Annotated in this window: 13 protein-coding genes; 4 read left to right on the top strand and 9 right to left on the bottom strand. The window is 46.9% G+C overall.

Going from position 1 to position 21,029, the window contains the following annotated elements:
- Window positions 1–49 precede the first annotated feature (49 nt).
- The gene (locus ACMH5P_RS07875) at window positions 50–2,473 is read right to left on the bottom strand and encodes a TonB-dependent receptor domain-containing protein (protein WP_459493803.1); all 2,424 of its coding nucleotides are present in this window, start codon (window positions 2,471–2,473) and stop codon (window positions 50–52) included.
- 149 nt (window positions 2,474–2,622) lie between these two features.
- On the opposite strand from ACMH5P_RS07875, the gene ACMH5P_RS07870 reads away from it, so the two are divergent.
- Entirely contained in the window at window positions 2,623–2,952 is a 330-nt protein-coding gene (locus tag ACMH5P_RS07870; protein WP_459493802.1) for a hypothetical protein, read from the top strand.
- On the opposite strand, the gene ACMH5P_RS07865 is transcribed toward ACMH5P_RS07870, so the two are convergent.
- Genes ACMH5P_RS07865 through ACMH5P_RS07850 form a run of 4 tightly spaced genes read right to left on the bottom strand, consistent with a single transcriptional unit; the run spans window position 2,949 to window position 9,885 of the window.
- Entirely contained in the window at window positions 2,949–5,048 is a 2,100-nt protein-coding gene (locus ACMH5P_RS07865) for a c-type cytochrome domain-containing protein (protein ID WP_459493801.1), read from the bottom strand. The genes ACMH5P_RS07870 and ACMH5P_RS07865 overlap by 4 nt on opposite strands.
- Window positions 5,048–6,499, bottom strand: coding sequence for a DUF1501 domain-containing protein (locus tag ACMH5P_RS07860; protein ID WP_459493800.1), 1,452 nt, complete (start codon window positions 6,497–6,499; stop codon window positions 5,048–5,050). Before ACMH5P_RS07860 ends, ACMH5P_RS07865 begins: the two co-directional genes overlap by 1 nt.
- 1 nt (window position 6,500) lies before the next feature.
- A complete protein-coding gene (locus ACMH5P_RS07855) occupies window positions 6,501–8,816 on the bottom strand; it encodes a PSD1 and planctomycete cytochrome C domain-containing protein (protein ID WP_459493799.1) in 2,316 nt (771 codons plus the stop codon).
- A gap of 1 nt (window position 8,817) precedes the next feature.
- Window positions 8,818–9,885, bottom strand: a complete 1,068-nt coding sequence (locus tag ACMH5P_RS07850; protein ID WP_459494204.1) for an NHL repeat-containing protein — start codon at window positions 9,883–9,885, stop codon at window positions 8,818–8,820.
- Window positions 9,886–9,969: 84 nt separating this feature from the next.
- On the opposite strand from ACMH5P_RS07850, the gene ACMH5P_RS07845 reads away from it, so the two are divergent.
- Both ACMH5P_RS07845 and fabV read left to right on the top strand, forming a co-directional pair.
- The gene (locus ACMH5P_RS07845; protein ID WP_459493798.1) at window positions 9,970–11,052 is read left to right on the top strand and encodes a Gfo/Idh/MocA family protein; all 1,083 of its coding nucleotides are present in this window, start codon (window positions 9,970–9,972) and stop codon (window positions 11,050–11,052) included.
- 68 nt (window positions 11,053–11,120) lie between these two features.
- A complete protein-coding gene (gene fabV / locus ACMH5P_RS07840) occupies window positions 11,121–12,323 on the top strand; it encodes an enoyl-ACP reductase FabV (RefSeq protein WP_459493797.1) in 1,203 nt (400 codons plus the stop codon).
- A gap of 42 nt (window positions 12,324–12,365) precedes the next feature.
- Here fabV and ACMH5P_RS07835 read toward each other — a convergent pair whose 3' ends face one another.
- Complete coding sequence (locus ACMH5P_RS07835) at window positions 12,366–13,658, bottom strand: GntT/GntP/DsdX family permease (RefSeq protein ID WP_459493796.1); 1,293 nt, start codon at window positions 13,656–13,658, stop codon at window positions 12,366–12,368.
- Between the two features lie 124 nt (window positions 13,659–13,782).
- On the opposite strand from ACMH5P_RS07835, the gene ACMH5P_RS07830 reads away from it, so the two are divergent.
- A complete protein-coding gene (locus tag ACMH5P_RS07830; protein ID WP_459493795.1) occupies window positions 13,783–16,287 on the top strand; it encodes a zinc-dependent metalloprotease in 2,505 nt (834 codons plus the stop codon).
- 11 nt (window positions 16,288–16,298) lie between these two features.
- Here ACMH5P_RS07830 and ACMH5P_RS07825 read toward each other — a convergent pair whose 3' ends face one another.
- The 3 genes from ACMH5P_RS07825 to ACMH5P_RS07815 all read right to left on the bottom strand — a co-directional run bounded on the left by ACMH5P_RS07825 (window position 16,299) and on the right by ACMH5P_RS07815 (window position 21,028).
- Window positions 16,299–17,423: a glycoside hydrolase family 88/105 protein gene (locus ACMH5P_RS07825; RefSeq protein ID WP_459493794.1), complete on the bottom strand. Its 1,125-nt coding sequence runs from the start codon at window positions 17,421–17,423 to the stop codon at window positions 16,299–16,301.
- A gap of 2 nt (window positions 17,424–17,425) precedes the next feature.
- Window positions 17,426–18,766, bottom strand: a complete 1,341-nt coding sequence (locus ACMH5P_RS07820) for an alpha-L-fucosidase (RefSeq protein ID WP_459493793.1) — start codon at window positions 18,764–18,766, stop codon at window positions 17,426–17,428.
- A 63-nt stretch (window positions 18,767–18,829) separates the two neighbouring features.
- A complete protein-coding gene (locus tag ACMH5P_RS07815) occupies window positions 18,830–21,028 on the bottom strand; it encodes a xanthine dehydrogenase family protein molybdopterin-binding subunit (protein ID WP_459493792.1) in 2,199 nt (732 codons plus the stop codon).
- Between the last annotated feature and the right edge of the window lies 1 nt (window position 21,029).

The following is a 21,029-nucleotide window of genomic DNA, read 5'->3' as shown; positions in this document are numbered from 1 at the left end:
TTAGTATTCAATTGAAAAGGCATACCGCGATAGCAGTATGCCTTTTTTATTAGTTGGCGAATTTCAGATTCAAACCGAGGTACCAGGTCCGTCCATCGGCAGGCAAAATCCCAGGCCCCGGATAACCTCCTGAACGCCGCGTGAAATACCGAGCATCTGCCACATTGTTCACCCCAAATTTCAATTGCGCGTATTTTTTAAACTTGTAAGAACCCGAAATGTCCTGAACTTGGTAAGCGGGAATAAATCCTGTTGTTGCGGCCGCATTGGGTTTCATCGTATTGCTGGCATCTGCAAATGCGGATCCGATGTCGCTGATTTGCCAACTCACCGATAGGCCTTTTTTGGAATAGGTAATCCCATATCGGTTAATTTTTTCGGGGGCATTTTCTACCCGTTTGCCGTTCAAATTTCCCTCCACAATTTGTCCATTCACCACCGAGGTTGTTTTGAAATCGAGGTAGCGCGCATCGATCGAAGCGATGGATGCAAACATGGATAGATTTCCCCAGCGTTGGGTTTTTAACCAGGCGGTCGTTGGACTAAATTCCACATACGCTTCGAATCCTTTGGAAACCGAATGACCCAGGTTCGTCCGGAACTGATAGATTTTTCCATCCAAATTCGTGCGGGAAATAGTCCCCACTCGGTTGTCGTAATCGAGGTAAAAATAGTCCACATCAAAGGTCAGGTAATTCCCGATTTCCCCGCGATATCCCAAGTCAAAATTAAAGCCCTTGGCATCCTTTAAATTCGGGTCGATGACATCGGTGGTCGCCGGAGGCAATAAGTCGGAGGCCAAAACCGGTCGGTAAGCCTGTGCAATGTTACTGTATAATTTAGTATTTGCACTAACCTTATATTCCGTTCCGGCTCCGAAAAGCATGAAGGTTCGGCCTCGGTTTGTCGGCGTGGCTGCGATGGGCTGGCCAGATGCCGTTAAACCCGATTGCCCCATCATGTGCGTGTCGATCTGCTCCAATCGTCCGCCAATCGTGATTAATAAAGATTCCGATGGGCGTAAAATGGATTCCGCAAACGCGGCATAGTTGGTGTTATGGAAAGTCAAGTTTCTGGTGAAAAGACCTTGTATCGCAAAATTCATATCGCTGTCTTTAGTCCCCACGCCCAACTGCTTTCGCTTAATCTCTCCTGAAAAATAGCGCAATCCAGTTGCGAGCGTATTCTTCCATGAACCTATTGAGTAGTTGGTCAAATAGCGTAGCTCAAGGCCATTGGTTTGGTAAAAATCTTGATCAACTTGTCGGTTACCCATGGGGTCGATTTCGGTAATGGCTTTGGTGAATCCTACTGAGCTTCGCTCCGCGGTTGTTCCAAAGTATTTCAGCGATAACTTCGATTCTGTGCTAATGAGGTAGTCGGCCGTCAAAGCATAAATCAACCAAGGATTGCTGAACCAGTTTCGCGCGCGCTTGCTTTGTTGGGCGTTCTGCGCGAACTCCACATCGGTCAATCCGCCGGCTTGTTGGCTCTGTGTATACATATAGGTCAACTGTGCTCCAACTTTTAATTTATTGCTTACGGCATAAGACAATTCGGCATGCGAGTGGTCGGTGTTAAAGTAGGAATTCTGGCGCCAGCCTTTCCCGAGTCTTTTTTGGTAATAGGTCGTATAGCTTAAGCGGCCGGAAGTTCCCCCGAGGTAATTGAAGGAGCTAAAAAGTCCATTATTTCCAGTGGTATTTTGGCTTTCTACGACAAGCTTGGTGGAAATATCGGGTTTGCGTAGGATAAAGTTCATGAGGCCACCGAATTGCGGGCCGTATTGCAATGAGCTCGCGCCGCGGATGATTTCGATGCGGTCAACGACCTCCATAGGCGGCGTATAATAAGCTTCCGGGTAACCCATCGGGTCAGGTGTGATGTCGTAGCCATCCATGCGCACATTAAATTCCCAGGAGCGATTGGGAGATAGGCCGCGGGACGCAACTCCGAGTTGGATCCCTGAACCATCACTCTCCCAAACAGAAATACCCGGTGTCCGCGAGAAAATCTGGCGCGAATTGTTCATCGCCAAGTTTGCTTGCAGATTATCGAGCACGATGACTTCATTTTTTTTCCCAGCTGTGATCGTATATTCGTTGACCTGCGGTAAAAATTCATTCCCCTTGACACCGGATTGTGCAAAGACGGAAACCCCGCTTAATTCGGTCGCATCATTCAGGGTGAAATTGGAGATGTTTGATTCGCCTTCTTTTAAGTTGATTTCTTTTTCGGCCGACTGCAATCCAACGAAACTTACTTTGATCGTGTATTTCCCGGGCTTCAATCCTTTGAGAATGTATTGTCCAGCGTTATTGCTTTGTACCCCTCTAACGGTTCCGACAAGTATGATAGAAGCGCCGGGTAATGCCTCATGTGAAGCCGTTTGAACAAGTCCGGAGATTTGAGTTGATTGGGCAAAAGATGTCAAAGGAAAAAGCCATATGAGCCCCAAAGTGATATATTTCATGTTATACTTATTTAGACTAATTTTAAATAGAGCACAAATGTAGGTTGGGGCTTTTGTTTATGCAAGCTTATTTAGAATTATTTTAAATAATAACAAAAATACCTTAGAAACGACATAAATGATACCTTTGGAATATAAAATTCACGGGTATGTACATCTCATTGACGGGTTTAAAGCCCAAAGGGTTCTTTGCTTACATTCGTTTTTGGCTATTAGCCATTCCTTCCTTTCGGCAGGCCCAAACGGCACCTGGCAATCTGCATTGTGATGTCAAGAAGGTGAAGGAATATCAATGCACGATCACGGCTTGGGACAGTCGAGAAGTGATGTTGAACTACTTACGTAGCGGCGCCCATTTAAAAGCCATGAAAGCTTTCACGAAAATTGCGACGGGGCCCACCTATGGCTATGAATCCGATACCATCCCCACTTGGGAGGAGGCCTATGTGTTGTTAACCGAAAAAGGGAAAATGCATTAATAGAAGAGCAATTCATCCACCCGGAGCCAAGCGCCCTTGCCCTTATTATCCACAAATGCCGGTAGGCTACGTAAACGGGTCGCTTTCACGCGGTAGTATTTTGCCGTAACGCCTTTTAAAGGAATGTTAATTCCCTTTGGCGAATAGCCATTTTTTTCCTTCGGCTGTTCTGGTTTGAATCGCGAAACTAACCGAAGCTTCGCCGCATCATCTCCCGCCCAAACCTCGATGCTCGTCGGCGGAAACACATCCGAATCCGTCTTTTCCAAATAGGAGAATGTCACCCCTTGAATACGGGTTGGTTTCGCAAATGACGCCACCGCATCAAAGTCCGTTTCCTTAAAGCCCATCCATGTAAAATTGGATACCCCTTTCACCTCTCTTGCTCCTGGAATAAAATCCATCAAACTTGCTCCTCCGGCCGCGGGATACTTCGGATCCGTTTTCGAAAGCAAATCAATTCGCGAAGGAATGTATTGGGATTTATACACTCGGACGTCGATGGGGTTACTGGCCAACCAGCCTTCTTTGGTCGCGATGATACGCACCTTGGTGAAGTTTTTGATATCGATGGACGCTCGAGTTTGCAGACTCGATAAGCTATCCGGCAAGGAGTCATTCACGGTATAACGGAAGAGCACATCCCGCAAGGTATGTTTGAAATTTAGCTTTTCGCCCGGACGTAATATCAAGTTTTCATTCACCAAAATCGGCGGGTTGATTTGCAACTTTTCATCCTTAGGAATATAACCCTCATCGAAATGTATCTTCGGGAATTGCTTTCGAAATGCACTCATTTCGCCTGCCGAGATGCCCGTATTCCAAACATGAATTTCTTTTAATGCCGATAAATTTGAAAGTAATTTCGCAAGCCCCGCCCTCGTCACCTTCGTTCCCGAAATCGATAATTTTTCCAAATGGCTTAAGCCCGCTAAACTCGATAAGCCTGCATCGCCGACCGCGGTAAAATTCAGATTCAATTTTTCCAGATTCGTGAATTTCGCGACTTTCTTTAGGTCTGGATCTTGGATGGGCATTTTGGATAATTGTAGGCCGACCAACTGATCTTGCACCTGGCTTAAATTTTCCAACGTCTTGGGATCAAATTTCCCGGCCACAAAGAAGTCGGCCGACAAAGCCGGCGAATCATAGGCCACCGGATAAACCGTGCAATAAGGAGTATTGACTGCTTTCAAATCCGACTCCGAGGCCTCTGAAAAATCATAGCTTTTAGTCGTTTCGCTCAGCTGTGTTGGCTTAATGAGCCCCTGAAATTCCTTGCTGAATTCGCCCAATTTGCGGTCAACGGAAGCCCCCTCTTTTACCCACAAAGTCAAGATCGTAATTTCATCGGGTGTCAATTGAACCTTACCCAGCGGAGGCATGTGCTCCTTCGCATTCATCGGTAATTTGATTCGCTGGATCAAATGGCTATTCAGTGCATCTCCCGCCTTCCAAATGGGGCCATGCTTCCCGCCTTTTAACAAGCCCGCAATACTGTTCATTTTAAGTGCCCCTTTTGTCTTTTGGTCATTGTGGCATGACTCGCATTTGGCCTTTAAGATAGGCTGGACAATGTCCTCAAATACCACACTTTCCACACTGATCTCGGATTGCTGCGCGCCGAATTTCAGGTAATCTTCCCCATGCGTAATGCTCGCCCCCGTATGACCTGCGATGACCAAGGCGATGAATCCCAATACCGCTCCGAAAATAAGATTGCGACGTAAAAGCACCCAGCTAAAATACACGAAGGAAACCGCGACTCCCGACCATTGATGCCAGTCCAAGGCAGCTGCTTCATAGCCTCCCTCTTTGGATAAAAATAAACCGAATATGGCGGTAAGGCTTGAGAAAATAGCGGTCAACAAAAGCAAAAAATCGGCTAAAACCTCAAAGGAGGCCAACTGCTTTTGGATGGCGAATAAGCCCAATAAAAGTACTCCAAACCCGATAGGCAGGTGTAAAATGAGCGGATGCAAATGTCCGATTCCCGCTAAGGGCAATTCAATCCTCGATTGAAAAATCAAGAGAAAAACGAGGAAACCTTGCAAGGCCCACAAAATGATATTCCCTATTTTTTCGATACGTTCCATTAGGCGATTAATCCAGGTAAGACATTGCCTGCGATATCCGTTAATCGGTAGCGGCGACCCAAATGTTTATACGTTAATTGTTCGTGATTAATACCCATCAAGTGCTGCACTGTCGCATGAAAATCATGGATATGCACCGGATCTTTCACCACATTATACCCAAATTCATCCGTCTCCCCGTAAACCGTTCCCGCCTTCACACCGCCACCCGCCATGAAAATACTGTAGGCGCGTGGGTGGTGGTCCCGACCGTAATTGTCGACCGTATATTTTCCTTGGCAATAATTCGTCCGACCGAATTCTCCGCCCCAAATCACCAAGGTTTCATCCAATAAACCCCGTTGCTTTAAGTCGGTAATCAATGCCGCCGACGAGCGGTCCACATCTTGCGCCTGCATCGCCATTTCCTTCGGTAAGTTTCCATGGGAATCCCAACCCTGATGGTAAATTTGTACGAAACGAACCCCGGATTCCGAGAGTTTTCGGGCCAGTAAAACATTCGCCGCATAGGTTCCCGGAACCAAACATTCTGGTCCATACATCTTCACGATGTGATCCGGTTCTTTCGACAAATCCGTCAATTCCGGAACAGCCGTCTGCATGCGATAAGCCATTTCATATTGCTGAACTTTGGCCTCTACCTCCGGATCTTTGTTCTCCGAAAATCCCTCGTGATTCAATTCGGCCAGTTGGTCCAACATCTTTCGTCGTCCCGCCTTATCAATTCCATCCGAGTCATTCAAATAAAGTATCGGATCCTCCGAACTACTGAATACAACACCTTGGTGTGTCGAGTCCAAAAAGCCATTTGTCCAAAGCTTCGAATAGACTCCCTGCCCATTTCCCCTACCGCGTGAAAGTAACACACAAAAGGCCGGAAGATTTTTATTCTCACTCCCCAAACCATAGGACATCCATGCCCCCATGCTCGGACGGTTACCCACCTGTGCTCCCGTCTGCAAAAAAGTCAAGGCCGGATCGTGATTGATCGCATCCGTATTCATGGTTCGGATCACGCAAATGTCATCCGCCACCGAACCAATATGCGGGAATAAATCACTGATATACGTTCCCGATTTTCCGTATTGCTTAAAATTGTAAAAGGACCCCACCAAAGGAAATTTATCCTGCGAGGCTGTCATCCCCGTCAATCGTTGACCGCCTCGAATCGAATCCGGCAAATCCTGCCCAGCCATCTTGTTCAAGGTTGGCTTGTAATCGAAACTCTCGTACTGCGACGGTGCTCCGTTTTGGCAGAGGTAAATCACGCGCTTTGCTTTCGGTGCAAAATGGGCTACGCCCAAGGGCAATGATTGCAAAGAGGATTCGCCCTTGAATAGGTCGGGGACCAACAAAGATCCTAAGGCCAAACCACCAATGCCCGCTGCGGTCTGTCCGAAGAAATGCCGGCGGGTAATGTTCAGTCGGTTTTTGAAAAATTCGTTTTCCATATTACACGCGCATGATGGCCTCCTCCATGTTATAAATTAATTGAATCGTCAGCATCATCGCCGCCGTCGACCCGGTAACCGCCGCCTTATCCTGTTTGTACTCCCCGATTTGCATCAGTTTTTGAACCTTCTTCGGGTTTTTCATGCAGGAGGCTTGTTCTTCTTCGTAGTATTTTTTCAGCAGGGCGAGTTCTTTTTCTTTAGGGGCCCGACAAATAATTCGTCGGAATGCCTTCGTCAATTTCTCCTCCAAAGTCCCTTTTTCATGGGAAAATTGACTCGCCAAAACCCGGGAGCTTTCCAACACATGCGGGTCATTCATCATCACCAAGGCCTGCAAAGGGGTATTCGTACGTCCGCGTTGTACCTCACATTGATCACGATTACTCGCATCAAATATCAACATCGTCGGCGGAGGAACTGTGCGCTTAATGAAGACATACATGCCTCGTCGGTATAAATCCTGGTTATGATCCTGGATGTAATTCATTAAAGATCCTCGACCCGATGTAGCAACTTCCCAAAGTCCTTTGGGCTGGTAAGTCTTCACACTCGGCCCGCCGATTTCCGGATTTAGAATGCCCGCGGCCGACAAGACCTGATCTCTTACTTGTTCAGCCGGAATGCGAATACGGGACATCCGAGAAAGATAGATGTTCTCGGGATCTGTTTGTAGCGAGGCCGAGGTCACGGTAGAGGCTTGTTGGTAGGTTGCCGACATCACCATTTGCTTCACCAATCGTTTGATATTCCAGCCATGACTTTGGAAATCTACGGCCAACCAATCCAATAATTCCGGATGGGTCGGCAGTTCGCCCTGCATCCCGAAATCGCCGACTGTTTTCACGATTCCCCGACCGAATATTTGTGCCCACATGCGGTTCACGAATACCCGAGCGGTTAAGGGGTTTTTCGGATCTAATAACCAACGTGCGAGACCCAAACGGTTTTGACCATACTTCGCTGGCGAATAGGGCAAGATGCTTTTGGGGATTCCGAAACTTACTTCGGGGCCGGGCATGTCGTAATTTCCGCGCGACAAGACATAGGTAGGCCGGAGCTTACTTGAGTCGGCCATGACCATGACATCGACGGTGGCGGTATCCTTTTTGTGGATAAATTTCAAGATGGATTGCACGTCCTTCGTCGTGATGGACATGTTCGGAGGATCTGCGAAGGAGGCATCAATGGTACCAAATAAGCCTTTCTCGGGAACTTGATTAAAGAAGGCATAGGTGCTGTAATAGTCCTTTTGGGAGATCGGGTCGTATTTATGATCGTGGCAACGTGCGCATTCGAAAGTCAATGCAAGAAAGGATTTCGAAAAGGTATTTGTGCGGTCATTCACATATTCGACGCGGTATTCCTCATCGATCACACCGCCTTCCTGGGTAATTTTGTGATTTCGGTTGAAGCCCGTGGCGAGCAACATCTCCTTGGTCGGGTTCGGCAAAAGGTCCCCGGCCAATTGCCAAGTGACGAATTTAGAATATGTATAATTCGAATTGAAGGCATGTATCACCCAATCCCGCCAAGGCCACATGGTGCGTAAGCCGTCATCTTGATACCCATGGGAATCGGCATAACGTGCCAAATCCAACCATTGAATGGACATTTTTTCGCCGTAATGCTTACTGCTCAACAATTCATTGACAATCTTTTCGTAGGCCTGCGGGCTTTCGTCCTTTAAAAAACGATCCTGCATTTCGATGGTCGGAGGAAGACCGGTCAAGTCCAAACAAACGCGCTTCAGCAATTGCTCCTTGCTCGCCTCCGGACTTGGTTTCAAGGATTTTTCGGCCATTTTCGCATAGACAAAATAGTCGATCGGATTACGAACCCAATCTTCATCCGCATCGGGCAAAGCCGCCTTAACCGGTTGGATAAAGGCCCAGTGGGGTTTATAAACCGCACCTTGTTTGATCCATTTTTCGATTAAATCAATCTCGTGCTGGGAAACCGTCAAATGCGAACTAATCGTTGGCATCCGAAGGGAAGTGTCTTTCGTGATCAAACGCTGAAATGCATCCGAGGCCTCCGGATTTCCGGGTACGATGGCATGCATGCTGGGATTGTCCTTGAAGGCGGCATAAGCTCCTTCGGGGGTGTCCAATCGTAGATTCGCTTTTCGTTTGTTGGCATCCGGCCCATGGCACTTAAAACAACGGTCGGAAAAGATGGGTCGAATGTGGTAGTTGTAGTCGACGACATCCGGCATAGCCGTGTCTTGCGCTTGCGTATCCGTGCAACGCGTGTAGGCGAAAATACTCATACCAATGATGATAAAAATGAGTATGAAACGGATGGACCTATTCATGTTAAATGCGCTCTAATTTGATAGGATAAGTTTTATTAGATGCCCATTGTGGAACATAAATGTTTTCATCAGAATCAGAATAGACGTCATGAGGATGAATAAATACGTGATTTTCATCCTCTTTATGTTGGGCTTGCAAAATCCCCTTTTCATAAATGGGAGCTGATCCGCCAGGTGTTGAAACCACCTGCATATTTTTGTCTAGGATTTGGATATAGCCAGACCCAACAAGCGATTCGGCTGTACTACGAAAACAGGCGGCTAGGATATATTCTCCATGAAGCACTGGCCGACAAATATATGAACCTGGATAATGATAGCGAGTAATGAATTTGCCATCTAGCGTAAATCTTTTCAACGAATTGTTAACACGATCTGTAATTAACAAGGTGGGATTGTTTGCGTCACGGGTATCCACTAAAACACCATGGCAGCAATTGAATTTGTCGTCGGAATAGGTGTTTGTCTTACCACCAAAATGCCGGATATATCGCCCTGTTGAATCGTATTGTATGATGTAGTTTGCCCCATAGCCATCGGCCACATAGATATCCCCATTTTTGGGATTGATAGCAGTCTCTGTCGGCAAAAATTGATTAGGCGCATCGTATACACCAGTCTCTTTCGGATATTCAATTTTAAATATTTCACGACCTTTAAGATCTGTTTTAATCACTTGGTGGCGTGCTGTATCGCAGATCAATAAATATTGTTCTCCCCCTTCATTCAGAATGGAAAGTCCATGGCCCCCTGGGTAGGAATGCCCCCATGTATCTAAAAGCTTTCCAGATTTGTCATAAATTAAGACATTGTTCTTTGTTTCGTTCGTCAAAAGGATCAATCGCCCTTTGGCATCCTCTACCATTTCATGGCAGTCGTTGACGGGATTTTTCCCGGCATCTAGAATTCCCCAGTTGGGAATAACTTTATATCGAAATGATCCATGGCCAAGAATAATTTCGCCGGCTTTTGGGGCTATTTTTTTCATAGAATGAGTTGGTAAAATCGAACCACAAAGGATTGCAGCACTCGACTTGATGAAGTCACGACGCAGGATAGATAGGGTCATAGCCGAAAAGCCTTTTTCGTAGGTTGAGATTAATACCAAATATATAAGTTAAATTTTATAAATTCCTGACAAAATACTATAAACATGAAAAAGCTACTCGCATTGATTTTGTTGCCTTTTATTTTTCAGGCCAAACCCTTGCGGGTAGGCATCGCTGGGATGACTCACGGCCATGTGGGGCAGGTGTATACGGCCATTAAAAAGCCGCAAGCAGATGTGATTATTGTCGGCTTTGCGGAGCCCAACAAAGAATTAGCACTTTCGCTTTTAAAAAAACAAAATCTGCCGGACTCCTTGTGGTTTCCATCCTTGGAGGCACTTATTGCGAAAACCAAACCGGAGGCGATTGCAGCCTTTAACAGCATCTATGAACACCTCGAAGTGGTCAAGACTTGCGCACCCAAGGGAATTCATGTGATTGTGGAGAAACCCTTGGCGGTGAACATGGATCATTTGAATCAGATGAAGGCCTTGGTCGCGAAACACCCGATTCACTTATTGACGAATTTTGAGACCACCTGGTACCCCTCGCATTCGAAGCTTTGGCAAATGGCTAAAGAAGAAAAGTCCTTGGGTACCATCCGAAAGGTTGTCATTATGGATGGACACTGTGGCCCGAAAGAAATTGGTTGTTCGCCTGAATTTTTAAACTGGTTAACCGACCCTGTCATGAATGGCGGCGGAGCGATTATTGATTTTGGTTGTTATGGTGCGAATATCATGACTTGGCTGATGGATGGTCGTAAGCCGATTTCGGTGACGGCGGTCACCCAACACCTAAAACCGGATGTTTATCCGAAAGTGGACGACGAGGCGAGTATCATCTTGACTTATCCGGATTGCCAGGCGATTATTCAGGCATCGTGGAATTGGCCCTTTGACCGGAAGGATACGGAGGTGTATGGAACGAAGGGGATTTTGGTGGCCGACAAAACGAATAAAATGCGGTACGTTACGGGGGATCGTTTTGGTCAGGAAGGGATGTTGGAGTTGAGCCCACTACCGCACGATGTCTCGAATGTCTTTCCGTATTTAGCGGCGGTCGTTCAGGGGCGGGTGAAATCGAAAATGGATTTGTCGTCCTTTGCAATCAATCAGGTTGTGGTGGAGATTTTGGAGGCCGCAAGGGAGTCGGCGAAAACGGGGAAACAGGTAGTTTTAAAATAAAATGGACCGACAAAAAAGTGTAAAACCTAGTTTTAAACTATATTTGCGGAAACAAAACAAGCGCACGTATGATTATTGAGCCTAGAATGAGAGGGTTTATCTGTTTGACATCTCACCCAAAAGGATGTGAGCAGAATGTTATCAATCAAATTAACTACGTAAAATCAAAAGGATCGATAGAGGGCCCAAAAAAGGTCTTGGTGATTGGAGCATCGACCGGTTTTGGTTTAGCCTCTCGCATCACGAGTGCGTTCGGTTCGAATGCTGCGACGATTGGCGTGTTCTTTGAAAAGGCACCTTCGGAAGGGAAAACAGCCTCTCCAGGCTATTACAATAGTTTAGCGTTTGAAGCACAAGCGAAGCAAGCCGGTCTATATGCGAAGAGCATCAATGGCGACGCCTTCTCAAATGAGGTGAAAGCGCAAACAATCGATTTAATCAAAACGGATTTAGGCCAAGTGGATTTGGTGATCTACAGTTTGGCATCTCCCGTACGTCAGCACCCCGTGTCGGGCGTGTTGCATCGTTCGGTGTTAAAGCCGATCGGCGATACATTTAGCGACAAGACGGTTGATTTCCACACGGGGATTGTTTCTGATGTGACGATTACCCCTTGCAATGAAGAAGATATTGCGAATACAGTTGCCGTCATGGGTGGTGAAGACTGGCAGATGTGGACAAATGCCTTGTTGGAGGCCGGTGTTTTAGCCGACGGCGCGATGACTGTTGCTTATTCTTACATTGGGCCAAAAGTAACCGAGCCCGTTTACCGCAAGGGAACCATCGGTATGGCGAAAGATCATTTAGAGGCGACTGCCTTCAAGATCACGGAGGATTTAGCTAAAATCGGTGGAAAAGCATTCGTTTCGGTGAACAAGGCTTTGGTAACTCAAGCAAGTTCTGCGATTCCTGTGATTCCATTATACATTTCTTTGCTTTACAAGATCATGAAGGCTAACGGCTCCCATGAAGGATGTATCGAGCAAATCCAACGTCTATTCAGCGCGCGTTTGTATAATAATGGTGGAGTTCCTGTCGATGAAAAAGGACGTATCCGCATCGATGATTGGGAAATGGATGATGCCGTTCAAAAAGAAGTGGCGGAATTATGGAAAAGCGCAACGACCGAAAACCTTCCAGCCATTGGCGATTTGAATGGATATAAATCGGATTTCTTGAATCTATTTGGATTTGGTTTGGATGGCGTGGATTACGCGGCGGAGGCCAATGAAAATGTAGCGATTCCGGGTTTAATCACGGTAGAAAAATAAAAGGAAAGCCATTCGCCAACTGACGAATGGCTTTTTTTATGACTAAATAATTTTTTCAAGGGCTAAGGTCCCGAGTAAACCCACCACCGCTAAGATGGTCTCCATGATCGTCCACGAACGCAAGGTGTTCTTGATGGATACGCCAAAGTATTCCTTGTAAAGCCAGAATCCCGTATCATTCACGTGTGACATGACCATCGAGCCCGCCCCAATGCTCAAAGCAAGGAGGTTGGGATTCGTTCCCGTTTGTGCCAAGAGTGGCAAAATTAAACCTGCCGTTGTGATTCCCGCGACCGTTGAGGAACCCGTTACAATCCGTAGAATCGCTGCTATTCCCCAAGCAATCACCAAGGGATTGAGGGGAGAGTTTTGGACGCTGGCCAACAAAGCATCACCCACGTGCATCGACTGCAACATTTCTTTAAAGGCTCCCGCACCGGCGAATGTTAAGAGCAAAGGCGCGACTTCTTTGATGGCATCTAAGAGCCATACTTGCATGGTCGACCAATCGATTTTCCGCCGGAAACCCAAGAGGAAAATGGCCATAAAAAGTGAAATGAATAAGGCGACGATCGGCTCGCCGATGAAATCCAAGACGGTCGATTGATTCTTAAAGACCGACTTCAAGGCAATGAGTAGGACGGGCAATAAAAGTACCCCAAGGCTAGAAATTAATCCCGGGTTTTCGTTCTCGGAACTTTCCTCCACGAAGGACATGGGTTCGGATGGAATGTTTTTGAGGGTTTTTCCAAAAAGCCAACCCGAGGTTAACATGGCCGGAATGGAAATGAGGATTCCATAACCCAGGGTCACACCCATGTCGGCCCCCGGCAAATGAGTCACCAAATAATAAGGCGCCGGATGCGGAGGCAGAAATCCTTGCGTGATCGAAAGAGAGGCCAGCATCGGGATACCCAGATAAACCGCTGGGATTTGATAGCGTTGTGCGGTCGAGATGACGAGCGGAGCGAGCAACAGAAAAGCGACCGAATAAAACAAAGGAAGCCCCACGATAAAGCCAATGATCATAAAGGCGACCGGTAGGTTTTTGGGCCCAAATAGGCCAACGAGAAATTCGGAGATGACCCAGGTGGCCCGACTTTTTGCCACCATTTTCCCGAGCATGGCACCGAGGATGATGATAGGTACGATGGAACCGAGCGTACTGCCCATGCCTTTTTGGATGGCGGCCATGCTGTCATCTATCGACATGTTTCCGGCGATGCCGAGTCCAAGGGAGACCAATAGGAAAGCTAAAAATGCCTGCAATTTCGCCACCGAGATCAGGAGGACTAAACTAATGATTGCCAGGCTGATGAGAATCCAAATGCTCATGCGTGATGTATAACCTTGTTTTTACGAAGATGGGAAATGACTCGCAGAATTCCCGGATAAATCCGCGATAAATTTGAACATGTTCCCTTACATTTGGTTTACATTTCTGAATTCAACTAAAACGATGAAAAAAGGTATCCAATTTATTCTCTCTCTCCTGTGTTTGATCGCATCAACGACATCGGTCTTCGCACAAAATGCTAAAGCCTCCGATAAGAATGGCCCCACGAGACCTATTGATTCGGTCGCGGTGAAAAAACCGGCCTCCAAAATCAAGGCCTACGAACAAGTCATTACGAAGGAAGCCAAATCCAAGAAGGGCTTGTTTACGACCCATCAAGTAGGGGATAAATATTATTTCGAAATACCTAAAAAACTCCTGAACAAAGACATGCTTTTGGTGAGTCAAATTGCCAAACTTCCTAGTGGTATTGGAGGAGGTTATGTCAATGCAGGCACATCTTCCCGCGAGCAGCTCATTGTATGGGAGAAATTCCAAGAAAAGATTTTAATCAAAGTTAAATCGTACGCGGCTGTAGCTGCTGATTCCCTGCCGATAAGTCTTTCCGTCAAAGCGAATAATTACGAACCGACGCTTTACGCGTTTGATATTGAAACCTATAGCAAGGATTCATCCATGGTGGTAGACGTCACCAAATTTTACAGCAGTGATATTCCGGCCATGAGTGGTTTGGATGCCAATCTACGTGAAACGCACAAGGTTAAAAACCTAGATCCATCGCGTAGTTTTATCCGTTCCATCAAATCTTTCCCATTGAACATTGAGGTGTTGCAAGATTTTACCTTCAATGCTTCCAAGCCTTCGGCGACACCTTATACGGAAACCATCAGCATGCAGATGAATCAGTCGATGATTCTATTGCCTGAAAAGCCGATGAAGCCGCGTTTATTCGATCAGCGTGTGGGTTATTTCACACAAAAGCAATACGATTATTCGAGCGAAGAATTGAAGTCGGACCAAAAAACCTACATCCAGCGCTGGCGTTTGGAACCCAAAGATATGGAGGCTTACAAGCGAGGCGAATTGGTAGAACCGATCAAACCGATCGTTTATTACCTGGATCCTGCCACGCCGATGAAGCTTCGGAAACACATGAAAAAAGGGGTGGAGAATTGGCAAAAAGCTTTCGAGGCAGCCGGATTTAAAAATGCGATTATTTGCAAGGATCCACCGACCAAAGAAGAAGACCCTGATTTCTCGCCAGAAGATATTCGGTATTCGGTGATTCGTTACGTGGCAAGCACGACGCGTAATGCAACGGGTCCTAGTGTGGCCGATCCACGTTCGGGGGAAATTATCGAGAGTGATATCATTTGGTACCACAATCACTTGCGCTCATACCGCAACCGCTTTTTATTAGAAACGGGCGCATCAAATCCGAACGCACGTACCTTGGATACCCGCGAGGAGGATATCGGCGAAATGATGGAAATGGTGATCTCGCACGAGGTGGGTCATGCCTTGGGATTCCCGCACAACATGGGGGCGAGTAGTTCCTATGAGGTGGAGAACTACCGCAAGGCCGACTTCACAAATAAGGAGGGGATATCGGCGAGTATTATGGACTATGCGCGTTTCAATTACATCGCTCAGCCGGAGGACAAAGGCGTACGTTACATTCGCCAAATGGGACCTTATGACGATTATGCCGTGAATTGGGGTTACCGTGTTTTACCGGATGCCAAGACACCGGAAGACGAAGTGCCTACGTTGGACAAGTGGATTGAGGCCAAAGCGGGTGATCCGAGATTCCGTTTTGGAAATCAAGGAACGACCTTTGACCCGAGTTCGCAAACGGAGGATGTGGGAAATGACCCAGTTCGTGCGAGTACTTATGCCGTGAAGAACTTGAAATATGTGGCCAAAAATCTTTCGGATTGGACGAGCAAAAAGACGAATGATTATGAGGATTTGATTGAATTAAACGATGAATTATTGGGTTGCTGGTCGCGCTATGTGGGCCATGTCACCACAATGGTGGGGGGTGTATACGAGCAATATGCGAAACCGAATCAAAATATTTCGACCTATGTGCCGGTGCCGAAAGCGAGCCAACAAGCGGCGGTGAATTGGATTATCAATAATGCTTTTTCAAATGTAGATTGGTTGATCAACAAAGACGTGGTGACGCATCAAATGGCTGGCTATACGGATCGCATTCGCAGCCTGCAAGTAAGTCCTTTGAATCGGATGTTGAGCCTCGAGACTTTCGCGCGTTTAGACAATAGCGGATTGACTTCGGCAAATCCTTACAAGACGATTGATTTGTTCCAAGATTTACGTGGAGGTATCTGGTCGGAATTAGCGAAAGCTAAGAGCATCGACCGTTACCGCAGAAATTTACAGAAGGCTTATTTAGAGCGCATGAAGGCGTTGATGACTGATCAAGCTCCTGCTCCTGCGGCAGCTCCAGGTGGGCCGGCACGCGAAAGCTATCCGATTGCGCAATCCGATGTTCGTTCGATTGTTCGTGGCGAATTGAAGGAATTATTGGCGGCCTTGCAGGTGGCTAAAGTCAAGTATGCCGATAAAGAAACAGCCTACCATTTGGCAGACTGTATCGATCGAATTCAGACGATTTTGAATCCAACCAAAGCCCTGAAATAGGGGCTTTGGTTTTATTCCAATAAAGCATTTACACACCAAAGCAAGGGGCCTTGGCCGTGTAAATCACCCGTGATGCGCTTGCGATCGAGGTAATATTGGTGGTCATTTTTCTTGTTTGTCCCCTCGCAAATCTCCGTCAGGTCGCCGTTTTCATTGATGTAGTCCTGCAATTTGATCCAGGCTTTTCGCGCCGCGGTTCCGTAGGTCTTTTCGTCTAGCCAACCTTTTTTCACCCCGACGATGAAGGCAAAGGTGAACATGCCTGTGCAAGACGTTTCCGGCCAAGCATTCGGGTCATTGATCAATTGATGCCACATGCCGTTTGGGTCTTGGTGTTTTAATAAAACGCTCATCATGTTTAGATATCCTTCGAGAATGCGGGGATAATGCGGATTATTTTCGGGAAGGACTTTAAGCAGGTCGGCCATGCCGGCGGCCAACCAGCCATCGCCGCGTCCCCAATAGAACGGTACGTCCGGAGCGTGGTAGAAAAGCCCATCCTTATTTTGTAGGGTGTCCAAATAGGCCACCATTTCATACGCTGCGCGGTCGATGTATTTCCGGTCTTTTGTCGTTTCGTAGGCTTTGGCTTGCACGGCGGTGATCATGTACATGTCGTCCATCCAGAAGCGGGTGACCCAACTTAATCCGGCGGCATACCAGTTACGAACTTCGGGTTTTAGGGCTGCGTATTCCTCCGGACTCAAGGTTTTGAATTCCTCATCCGCATAGGCCATGCCTAGCGTTTTAAATTCCTGTTTTCCATTTTCCAAATAGACTGCCAATGGAATCGCCCCAAAAACAAAGTTGTCCACGTGGTTTTTCTTGGGTTGAAGGTGGGCTTCCTCTTTGAGTAGCAAATCGGTTTTTGCGTAAAGGCGTGCCTGTAAATCTTTATCGTGGGTCCTTTTTGCAAAGCCCAAAGACCCTAACCAGGTACAGACATCCGGGTAGGTAATCTGAGTAGCGGGGGGATTCGGGAAGGTCACGCCATAACGGGAGTGCGGAACGGCCATGAAGCGCTCGGCGGTGCGTTTACCCACGGTGATGGGGTCGGCTTTTTTAGGCCAATTGGTAAATACTTTTTGCGCCATCAGGGGCGCGCTGATCAACAGAAGGAGAAGGATTTTTTTCATGCTTATTTGGCACCGTCGAGGTTGCTTTGTTTAGTTTGATCGATTTGAGCGACTTTGCCTTTGGCGTTTGAAATTTTCAATACGACAGCATTGGGCCATTTGTTATTGGTATAGAATCGTTGCCCATTCACCGCGCTAATGGTCAGTCCGAGTGGCCCGGCACTGACATAGGTTTTCGCGTCAAAATTCTGCTTGTATTCCACTAATTCAGCTTTATACCCGAGAATTTCTACAGTCGTTTTCTCGTTGCCGATGATATTATTCAACACGAAATTTTTCCGTTCGCCGTATTTCCAATCTTCTTGGGAGGAGCGCAGTATGAAGGCATAAATGTATTTTTCGTCGTTTGATTGCGTGTACCAAACGCCTTCCTCGCGGATGATGGGCAAGGGTTTTACGGCATAAATCGCCTCCGAATAGGCGAAGTTCCACAGGGCGATTTCACGCAAGATGGCTTCCTGTTCGATTTGAATTTCGCCGTTAGGTTTCGGACCTACGTTGAGGAGAAAGTTTCCGCCTTTGGCGCGGATTTCGGCCAACATATTGATGACCTGCGTACCGGATTTTTGGGGATCGTTGGTGGGCTTATACTGCCAGTCGGTCCCCATCGTATAACATGCCTCCCAGGGGCGTGGCAAGGCCGTGTTGGGCGTTGTTTGTTCGGGGGTTTTCATCGCGTCGCGGGTGATGACTAGATCGGGATTAATAGACCAAGCGAATTCGCGTAGACCGTCACCGGGTCCGTCGATGAAGAGGATATCGATTTTGCCGTATTGGGTTAATAATTCTTTGAGCTGAGCCTTGTCGTATTCCATCAAACCGGGATTGGTTTTTGGGTAGTGGGCAGGATTTTGTGCGCGGCCGATGGGTTGCTGGTGTTTGTGTAAATAGTAGAAATCATCTGGGGAAAAATAGAGTCCCACGGCGATGCCTTCGGCGCGGTAGGCCTCGACGATCTCTTTGGTGATGTCCCGTTTGAAGGGGGTATTCATCACGTTGAAAGGCGTGGTTTTCGTTTGGAACATGGCGAAACCGGCGTGGTGTTTCGCGGTAAAAACAACGTATTTCATGCCGGCGAGCTTGGCCAAACGTGCCCAATCTTTGGGCTTAAATTGTTCGGGATTGAAATAGCTGGGGAGTTCTTGAATGTATTTTTCCACGTAGGCGTCGGACGCACCGGCGAGGGAGTGGCTAATGACACTGCCTAAACTTACGTCCACGTTCCAGTGGATAAACATCCCAAAACCAAGGTCTTGAAACCATTGTACCCGTTCGGGTTTATTGGCGGTTTGCTGGCCGAAAACGGGTAGGCTCAGCAAGCAGAGCAACAGCAACTTTTTCATAAATAGGTTTATTTACTAGAAAGTCGCGGTTGCTTGAAATCTACTAGGTGGCTGATAATGAGCTTATAAATTATCAGCAAAAGGCTGGCTGTAATGTCTTTTGCCCGTTGCCTGGTATAGCGCATTCGCTAACGCCGCAAAAACAGGTGGGTAGGCGGGTTCCCCCATTCCTGTCGGATCAATATCATTTTTCACAAAATGGACATCAATTTTCTTGGGAGCTTCGTGATGCCGAATCATGCGGTAGTTATCGAAATTACTGCTTTGCGGAACCCCTTTTTCAATCGCCATTTTTCCATACATGGCTGCGCCAATTCCATCTACGATTCCGCCTTCTGAAAGATTTTTAGCCGCATCTGGGTTGATGACGATCCCGCAATCTACCGCACAACAAACATTTTCGATGATGGGATTGCCGTCTTGCATGCGTAATTCGAGTACATGCGCGGCATAGGAATCATGACAGAAATAGGCGGACAAGCCCATTTTTTTTGTTTTTTTCCGGGTATCCCATTGGGATTTTTCTCGAAGTAATTCGAGTACCTTGATAAAGCGATCAGGTTCGTATTCGTTATTTTTCCCAACGGGATTTGTTTGGGCACGTTTTAAGAGATCTAAGCGAAAATCAAAAGGGTCTTTGCCTGCTAATTCGGCCACTTCATCCAAAAAGGATTGCTCGGCTGCCGCCATGAAGTTGGAGCGCGGAGCTCGAAATGACCCAACTGTAATATTGCTGTCTATGGTCCAATCTTCCGCCAAATAATTGTCTACTGCTCCGGCAGGGAATCGATTAGGGTATAAGGGAGACTCGGGTGTTCCGCCTGTTTTGACATGGAATCCAATTAGTTGGTTATTTGAATTCAAGGCTGCTCGAAACTTTGCGCTGTAAGTCGAACGGTAAATTCCGGCGGTCATGTCATCTTCCCGACTGTATTGCAGTTTAATAGGAGCCTGCATTTTTTGGGAAATTAAGGCCGCTTCCAAAAGCCAGTGGGCGTAGGAACGCCGTCCAAACCCTCCACCCAAGCGAGTCATTTTGATGTCAATATTTTCCACTGAAATACCGAGACGCGCGGCTAGGGCTTGCTCCGTATATTCAGGTTTTTGTAAGGGGCCTGCCAATGCTACCTTGTCGCCTTGTACGTGAGCGAAGAAGTTCATCGGCTCCATGCAGTTATGCGCTAGATAAGGCCCATAAAAGGTTCTTTCGATAACCTTTGCGGCGGATTTGAAGGCAGTATCGATATCGCCATCTTTCCGGCGAACCGTTCCGGCTTGTTGCATTCTTGCATTCATGGCCGTTATATGTTCACTTGAGCTCTCAAGTCCACCAGGAACTTTTTCAACGACTTTTCTCCCCAACATATCACGCGATTGCGTAAAACTAGCAAAGGGTTCCCAATTTACTTGGAGGGCCTTTTTTGCCTGCATTACTTCCCAGGTGGAATTGCCCACAATGGCTACGACTTCGGGGAAAGTTGTCGTATCAAAGAAGGTTTTTTCGTATCCATCATTGAAAAGCTTGATTGGGAAAATGGCTTTAATCCCTGGCATTTTGTGCGCAGCTCCCGTTACTATATTTTTAAGTCGTAAGCCAAATGCCGGAGGATGTACAATCATTGCATAGAGCATACCTTTAACTTGGGTATCGATTCCAAACAATGGCTTGCCTGTGACAATTTTACGGATATCTACATTCTGTTTTGATTTCCCAATTATCTGGAAATCACTTATTTTTTTTAATTCGACTTGTGTAGGGACGGGAATTTGGGAAGCCGCTATGGCCATAGATCCATAGCTTGCCGATTTACCTGATGCCTTGTGGTTCAAAACGCCTTTATCGGTGGTGACTTCGTCGACAGGGACTTGCCATTGTTTGGCAGCTGCCTCACGAAGGAGTTGGCGCGCTGTCGCACCGGCTTGTCGGAGCGGTTTCCATCCCTGATGAATTGCTTGACTGCCTCCAATGAATTGTCGGGTAAAGTGCTTGGTATCTAAATCCGCTTGGATGACTTGCACCTGTTTCCAATCTACGTCCAATTCCTCCGCGACAATCATCGGCATAGAGGTCTTAACTCCTTGACCACCCTCAGGGTTGGGGGACATGATTTGAATGAGATTGTCGGAGGTAATTTTGACAAAACCATTTAATTCTTGAGTAGTTGCGTTCGCTTTTTCTTTAAAACTCGACAGAAAAGTGAAGCTCAACAATAAGCCTCCGCCGCTTAGGGCCGAGGATTGAAGAAAGGTACGGCGATTCATG

The organism is Aquirufa sp. 5-AUSEE-100C1 (assembly GCF_054558655.1).
The sequence above is the reverse complement of the archived record's forward strand: the minus strand, read 5'-3'. Positions and strand labels throughout refer to the sequence as shown.